General features: G+C 68.4%; 8 protein-coding genes. 4 read left to right on the top strand and 4 right to left on the bottom strand.

Going from position 1 to position 6,411, the window contains the following annotated elements:
* Positions 1–26: 26 nt before the first annotated feature.
* Both ABE488_RS13335 and ABE488_RS13340 read right to left on the bottom strand, forming a co-directional pair.
* Positions 27–2,345: an FdhF/YdeP family oxidoreductase gene (locus tag ABE488_RS13335; RefSeq protein ID WP_346448843.1), complete on the bottom strand. Its 2,319-nt coding sequence runs from the start codon at positions 2,343–2,345 to the stop codon at positions 27–29.
* A gap of 93 nt (positions 2,346–2,438) precedes the next feature.
* The gene (locus tag ABE488_RS13340) at positions 2,439–2,627 is read right to left on the bottom strand and encodes a hypothetical protein (protein WP_346445352.1); all 189 of its coding nucleotides are present in this window, start codon (positions 2,625–2,627) and stop codon (positions 2,439–2,441) included.
* A 194-nt stretch (positions 2,628–2,821) separates the two neighbouring features.
* On the opposite strand from ABE488_RS13340, the gene ABE488_RS13345 reads away from it, so the two are divergent.
* Together ABE488_RS13345 and ABE488_RS13350 are read left to right on the top strand one after the other, a co-directional pair.
* Positions 2,822–3,550: a Crp/Fnr family transcriptional regulator gene (locus ABE488_RS13345; RefSeq protein ID WP_346448844.1), complete on the top strand. Its 729-nt coding sequence runs from the start codon at positions 2,822–2,824 to the stop codon at positions 3,548–3,550.
* A 67-nt stretch (positions 3,551–3,617) separates the two neighbouring features.
* Positions 3,618–3,905 (top strand): DUF3247 family protein, encoded by a 288-nt coding sequence (locus ABE488_RS13350; RefSeq protein ID WP_346448846.1) that lies wholly within the window; start codon positions 3,618–3,620, stop codon positions 3,903–3,905.
* Positions 3,906–4,137: 232 nt separating this feature from the next.
* Here the strand turns inward: ABE488_RS13350 and ABE488_RS13355 are convergent, their stop codons facing one another.
* Positions 4,138–4,608, bottom strand: a complete 471-nt coding sequence (locus tag ABE488_RS13355; RefSeq protein WP_346448847.1) for a hypothetical protein — start codon at positions 4,606–4,608, stop codon at positions 4,138–4,140.
* Between the two features lie 165 nt (positions 4,609–4,773).
* Here ABE488_RS13355 and ABE488_RS13360 point away from each other — a divergent pair, with 165 nt between their 5' ends.
* The gene (locus ABE488_RS13360) at positions 4,774–5,196 is read left to right on the top strand and encodes an MliC family protein (protein WP_346448849.1); all 423 of its coding nucleotides are present in this window, start codon (positions 4,774–4,776) and stop codon (positions 5,194–5,196) included.
* 105 nt (positions 5,197–5,301) lie between these two features.
* Positions 5,302–5,709 (top strand): MliC family protein, encoded by a 408-nt coding sequence (locus ABE488_RS13365; protein ID WP_346445347.1) that lies wholly within the window; start codon positions 5,302–5,304, stop codon positions 5,707–5,709.
* 250 nt (positions 5,710–5,959) lie between these two features.
* On the opposite strand, the gene ABE488_RS13370 is transcribed toward ABE488_RS13365, so the two are convergent.
* Positions 5,960–6,205 (bottom strand): DUF2789 domain-containing protein, encoded by a 246-nt coding sequence (locus ABE488_RS13370; protein WP_346448851.1) that lies wholly within the window; start codon positions 6,203–6,205, stop codon positions 5,960–5,962.
* Between the last annotated feature and the right edge of the window lie 206 nt (positions 6,206–6,411).

Consider the following 6,411-nt stretch of genomic DNA (forward strand, 5'->3'; position numbering starts at 1 on the left):
GCACTTCCCAATGATGCAACCGCCAGTCATTCCGGCGCCGGGCCTGCGGGCACCGGCGCGTCGTTGTGTCCCCGCACGATCCGGACCGGCACCGACTTCGCGGCCGGCACATGGCTGTCAATCGCGTGGTGGGCGACCGGGATCAGCGGATTGCATTCGGGGTAATAGGCCGCGATGCAGCCAGCCGGAATCAGATACGGCACCACGCGCAGGCCACCGACCTCGCGGCGCACGCCATCTTCGACATCGGTGGCCAGCGCGATTTCCTCGCCCTCTTCGATGCCGAGCGCGCGGATGTCGTCGGCATTCATCAGCACGACGCGGCGCGTGCCCTCGATCCCACGAAACCGGTCGCGATACCCATAGACGGTGGTGTTGAACTGGTCGTTGCTGCGGATCGTCAGCAGCCGGTAGCGACCTGGGCGATCCTCGAAGCCGGTCGCCGACAGCACGTCGGGCACGTGGAACTCGGCCTTGCCGCTTTCTGTCTGCCAGCGCCGCTCGCGCGCGGCGACCGGACGCGGGAAACCGCCGGGCACATGCAGCCGCCCATTGAAGTCGCGGAACTGCTCGGGATAGGTCGCCTCGATCGCGTCGCGGACCTTGGCATAGTCGTCCATCCAGGCCTGCCAGGGCACCTGCGATTGACCGGCGACCGTCGCAAGCGCGATGCCCGCGACGATGGCAGGCTCCGAGCGCAGCTGCGCACTGGCCGGACGGCTGGTCCCGAACGAGCCGTGGATGCACGTGGTGCTGTCCTCGACGGTGACCCGCTGCGGGCCGGTCGCCTGCACATCTTCCTCGAGCCTGCCCAGGCACGGCAGCAGCAACGCGGTGCGGCCGCACAGCAAATGGCTGCGGTTGAGCTTGGTGGCCACCTGCACCGTCAACGCCATGTCGCCCCAGCGCGCCTCTAGCGGCCCGGTCTCGGGTGCGGCGCGCGCGAAGTTGCCGCCCAGCCCGATGAAGGCATGGACCGAGCCGTCGAGAATGCCCTCGACGGTCGAGACCGTATCGCGCCCCTTCTTGCGCGGCGCCTCGAATCCGTACTGTGCTTGAAGGCGATCGAGTGGGACCAGTTCGGGCTTTTCGGAAATGCCGACGGTACGCTGGCCCTGGACGTTCGAATGCCCGCGGACTGGACAGATGCCGGCGCCCGGGCGGCCGACATTGCCGCGCATCAGCGCCAGGTTGCACAGCATGCGGACGTTGTCGACGCCGTGGCGATGCTGGGTCAGGCCCATGCCATAGACCAGGATCGTCGCCTTGGCCCGGGCGTAGACGCCGGCGACGGCTTCCATGTCGGCGCGCGACAGACCCGATTCGCGCTCCAGGTCCGCCCAGTCGCTGGCGCGCAGCGACGCGGCGAATGCATCGAAGCCGTGCGTATGCTCGGCGATGAACGCCAGGTCGAGCACGCGCGGTTCGTTGGCGGCCACGGCCGCATCATCGAGCGCCAACAAGGCCTTGGCGATGCCCTGCAGCACCGACAGATCGCTGCCGGCGCGCACCTGGAAGTAGGCATTGCTGATGCGCGTCGACTGCCCGGTCGCCATCGCCAGCGGCTCCTGCGGATTGGTGAACCGCTCCCAGCCGCGTTCGTACAGCGGATTGAAGGTGATGATCTCCGCGCCGCGTCGGCTGGCGTCCTGCAGCGGGTGCAGCATGCGCGGGCTGTTGACGCCGACGTTCTGGCCGAACGACAGGATGCAGTCGCAGTGTTCGAAGTCCTCCAGCAGCACCGTGCCCACCGGCACGCCGATGCTCCTGGGCAGTCCAACGGACGTGCTCTCGTGGCACATGTTGGAGCTGTCGGGCAGGTTGTTGTTGCCGTACACGCGCGCCAGCAGGCCGTACATGTACGAGGCCTCCAGCGATGCGCGGCCGGACGCGTAGAACACCACGCGCTCGCGCTCGAGCGCCCGCAGTTCACGACCGATCAGCGCGAACGCGTCCTCCCACGAAATCGGCACGTAGCGATCGCGCTGCGCGTCGTAGCGCATCGGCTCGACCAATCGGCCCTGGGCTTCGAGGTCGTAGTCGGCCCATTGCCGCAGCGCGGACAGCGGGTGGGCCTCGAAGAACGCGGCGTCGGCGCGCGATTCGTCCAGTTCCCACATCGTCGCCTTGGCGCCGTTCTCGCAGAACTCGAAGGCGTGGGGTTCGGCAGGTTTGGGCCACGAACAGCTGACGCAGGCGAACCCGTCGACCTTGTTCTGCCGTGCCAGTTGGCGCGCACCTTCGACGCTGGGCGCGTCGTGGCCCAGGCCGTGTCGGGCGAGGGACTGCACCGAACCCCAGCCGCCAGCGGGGCCGTCGTAGCGACCGATTCGAATCTGTGCCATCGTCCGTCCCTCGAGCGAATGACATCGGACGCTAGCGCGTCGGCGCTCACGCATACGTGAAACGGACAGCACGTGAGCAGGACAGACAGCGACTCAGTCGGCCAGTTCCCAGAAGGCCCGTACCAGGGGCTCGGCGTCGTCCCAGGCGATGCTCTCGTCGCGTCGAAGCCGCAGCCAGCCGGCTTCCAGCTGAGCGACGCACTCTTCCCAAGACACCGTCCCCAGATACTCGCGCGCCATCTGTCCATAGATGCGGCACAGCTCGACATCATCCGTTCTCATGCGACGCTCCTGTCGTTGCCCGTTCCTAGCGCACCATCCAAGGTTGCCCACGTGACGTTGCAGCGCCGTTTTCACGCCGTCTGTGCGGTACCGAACGTATTCAGCAGAGCGTATGCGCGGTTTCGCACATACGACACCCCATTCAGCAACGAGAATTCATCGTTGAATGAACGAGCCGGATCCAAGTACACCGCATGAACAGGAATGCGCCCTGGGCGCCTCTCAATGGACTGCTTCAGGACCTGCCACCGGAAGTCTGCGATCGCCTGGGCAAGGATCTGCAACTGGTCGACTTGCCGGTCGGCAAGGTCCTGCATGAGGCAGGCGCGTCCCGCTCCACGCTGTATTTCCCTCGCGAAGGCATCGTCTCGGTCCTGTACGCGCTGGAGAACGGAGACACCAGCGAAGTCGCGATGATCGGCAACGAAGGCGTCGTCGGCGCCGGCCTGCTGGCTGGCGCGCGCAGCATTCCGCTGCGTGCGGTGGTGCAGGTCGGCGGCGAAGCGCTCGCGCTGCGGGCCGACGCCGCGCAACGCGAGTTCCAGCTGGGCGGCGTATTCCAGGCCATCGTCCTGCGATATGCGCAGGCCCTGCTGACGCAGACGGCGATGACCGGGGTCTGCAATCGCCACCATACGGTGGACCGGCAACTGTCGCGCTGGCTGTTACTGGTGAACGACCGCATCGGCACGACCGAGATCAAGATGACCCAGGAGCAGATCGCCCACCTGCTGGGCGTGCGCCGTGAGGGCGTGACCGAAGCGGCGCGCCGGCTGCAGGAGGAAGGCTGCATCCGCTACAGCCGCGGGCTGATCCAGGTTGTCGAGCCGGCCTCGCTGCTCGAACGTGCCTGCGAATGCTACGAGGTCATCCGCAGCGAGTACGACCGCCTGTTGCGCGAACCCCTCGAACCCGAACGCTGACGCCCGCCCTCACCCGGCCTTGGCCCAGCGTTGCGGCATCATGCGGCCTCCCGACCGGAGGTTTTCGATGAGCCAGACGCCGCCGCGCATCCATATCGAGCGCACCGAGATCGATGCGCTCGAGCGCAACATCCGCCTGCTCGACGATGAAGCCATCGTAAAGGTGACCCTCGCCGACGGCACGCAGGTCGAAGGCGTGGTGTCGGCGCGCCCGACACTGGAAATCTTCCGCACGGCAGACGGCGACGAAGGCCACAACGCCCGGCTGCGGCTCGACGACCTGGAAGATCCCACGGTGCCGCACTTCGTCTGGGTCGGCGACATCGTCGCGATCGAACAGATCGGCAGCGCCTGATCGCGCAGGCGCCCGGCGCGCCGGGCAGCCGCCCGCTGCTGCGGGGGCTCGCCCGCGCGCTTCCCCAGATAGAGCAACGTAAGACGACGACGTGGCAGGACCACGCGGTCGGGCGCCGCATTCTCCAATGCGCACGCAGGTGCCAGCCGACGCTTGCCACGCGTGCGGCCGTGGCGCCGAGACCCTTCGCCAAACCGACGCCGCAGCCCCGTCGGTCGGGGGCTGCGGGCAATTACGGTGTCTCGCCGGGCGGCCGCGGTGGCGGCATCGAGGCCGGTCTGGCGCAGCCGCGATGTGGACCGTCGCCGTCGAGCGTCAGCAACGCCGTCAGCGGGAACCGTGCCCCGGACATGTCGTCCTCGCAGCGCATACGACGCACGATCAGGACGACATCGCCTGCCTCGTCCCGGGCCTCGATACGTCGGCCGTCCGCTGTCATCGACGACGACGCCCGCACGAACCGGCGTGCCGGTGCCTCGATCCCGGTGACCACGACCGTATCGCCCTCGACCCGCGCCTGCCAGAACGGCTCGTTCGTCGACACGACGACATCGTCGTTGATCGCCGCGCCCTGTGCGGGGGCGCCTTCGGCGGCCGCTGCGGAGGCGTCGGGACGCGTGGCAGTCTCGCCACTGGGCTGGCAGGCGGCCAGCGACGCCGCGCACAGCGCGAGGACACAGGCGAAGACACGATGGATGGGCATGGCGGGCATCGTCGGATGACCGTCCATGGTGCCGGTCAGGATGTTCGCATCCGGTCACGATGGTCTGGCGAACCTGCGCACCTGACATTGACGTGCACCGGTCCACGATGGCAGCCCGTCACGCCGGGCGCCCCGGCGGCTGCCAACCACGCACGAGGACTCGCCATGCGCCATGCCGCCCTGCCCGCCGCATTGATCGGATTGGCCCTTGCGGCCTGCTCGAACGACCGCGCCGAACAGACGCACGCCAATCCCGCCTCGCCTCCCCCTGCCCCCGCGGCGATCGAGGCACCGCCGCCCACCGGCTCGCTCGCCGCCCGCGAGGCGGAGGGCACGCCATCGTCGACGGTCAGCTATCACTGCGGCGAGCGCAGCTACACCGTCGCCTACGAGGACGACGGCGACACCGCGCTGATGCAAGTGGACGGGCGCACGCTGACCTTGCGCACGACGCCGGCCGCCAGCGGAGCCCGCTATGCGGACGACGCGGGCAATGTGCTGTGGACCAAGGGCTCGGACGAAGCCGACATCACCGTGGACGGTATGCCGTCGCAGATCTGCCGGGCGTCTGAGGACATCGGCGGCTGACCGACCTTCCACGCGGTCTTCACACCCGCCGCCCGGGGGACGGGTAGCCTGCGAAACGCGCCTCCCCCATGTCCGTCCCAGGTGTCCACACGCAAGGAGACGACCATGCGCCACGCTTCACCCTTGATCATCGCAGTCCTGGGTTTCGCCATCGCCGGCTGCTCGCCAGCGCAGGCACCGGCCGACGACACCGTGCCGCCGCCCTCGCCCGACGCGACGACACCGCCGGATCCCGAAACGCCGTCCACCGACGCTGCGCCCATCGCGCGCGTCGTGCATTACGACTGCGAAGGCACGCCGGTGGATGCGACCTTCGATGGGCAAGGCCAGGCAAGCGTGGCGATCGATGGCACGCACGTCGTGTTGCGGACCCAGAGCGATCCGGCCATGCAGGGCGCCCGCTACGCCGACGACCAAGGCAATGTGCTGTGGACCCGCGGGGCGAACGACGCGATCCTGCTGCGGAGCGACCATCCCGACCGGGTGTGCACCGGGACGCCCGGCACCCCCTGACGTGCGGGGCCCGCGCCGCCGGCGCTGTCGGCGGCGCGCGATGGCCCGGACGGACGGCGCGACTTAGACGATGCCGCGGCCGCGAACGAGCACGGTGTGATCGTCAAGCCCCGGATCGCGATCCACCGGCGGCACGTTGACGCCGATGCGAGCGACTGTGCGCACTGCGTCGGACGTGGGACCGGCGGCCTGCGCAACGCACGCCGCGAATGCGGTCGCCAGCAGGGCCAGCAACGCACGGCAGCGCCCCTTATGGGTCGGGCGTGGCGTGCATCGCGACATTGAACTGGTCGATGACCACGATCCAGTCCGCATCCTCGAGCCGCTCCTCACGCAGCAACTGCGCCTGCGCAGGCGTCCAGAACGGCGCTTCCTCCAGCCGCACGTCGTCGGGCAGCGGCGCATGCCGGGCGATGAACGCGCGGATCGACACGTCGTCATCGGGCAGCCCGAGTTGGGCGAACAGTTCGGAGAAGGGGTGCACGGTCGATTCCACGGAAATCCTCGGTCTGGCAAGCGGTGGCGCCCACCCTATCGGCGCGCGCGTCAAGGTGGCTTGAGTGTCGAACGGGCCCATTCGTATCGGCCCGCCAAAAAAAAGGTTCTTCGCAGATTAGCGGGGAGTCCTTTGCCAGCCACCGTTACGCTTGATGCCTGATTCCAGGGCGCAAGGGTGAGGGGATGTTCGACCGGAAGACGATC

It is taken from the genome of Luteimonas sp. TWI662 (assembly GCF_039673825.1).
GTDB lineage: Bacteria > Pseudomonadota > Gammaproteobacteria > Xanthomonadales > Xanthomonadaceae > Luteimonas.

What these genes read in the sequence shown, in the direction of transcription:
- ABE488_RS13335 (WP_346448843.1), bottom strand. Translation starts at nt 2,345, where the DNA reads ATGGCACAGATTCGAATCGGTCGCTACGACGGCCCCGCTGGCGGCTGG.
- ABE488_RS13340 (WP_346445352.1), bottom strand. Translation starts at nt 2,627, where the DNA reads ATGAGAACGGATGATGTCGAGCTGTGCCGCATCTATGGACAGATGGCG.
- ABE488_RS13345 (WP_346448844.1), top strand. Translation starts at nt 2,822, where the DNA reads ATGAACAGGAATGCGCCCTGGGCGCCTCTCAATGGACTGCTTCAGGAC.
- ABE488_RS13350 (WP_346448846.1), top strand. Translation starts at nt 3,618, where the DNA reads ATGAGCCAGACGCCGCCGCGCATCCATATCGAGCGCACCGAGATCGAT.
- ABE488_RS13355 (WP_346448847.1), bottom strand. Translation starts at nt 4,608, where the DNA reads ATGCCCATCCATCGTGTCTTCGCCTGTGTCCTCGCGCTGTGCGCGGCG.
- ABE488_RS13360 (WP_346448849.1), top strand. Translation starts at nt 4,774, where the DNA reads ATGCGCCATGCCGCCCTGCCCGCCGCATTGATCGGATTGGCCCTTGCG.
- ABE488_RS13365 (WP_346445347.1), top strand. Translation starts at nt 5,302, where the DNA reads ATGCGCCACGCTTCACCCTTGATCATCGCAGTCCTGGGTTTCGCCATC.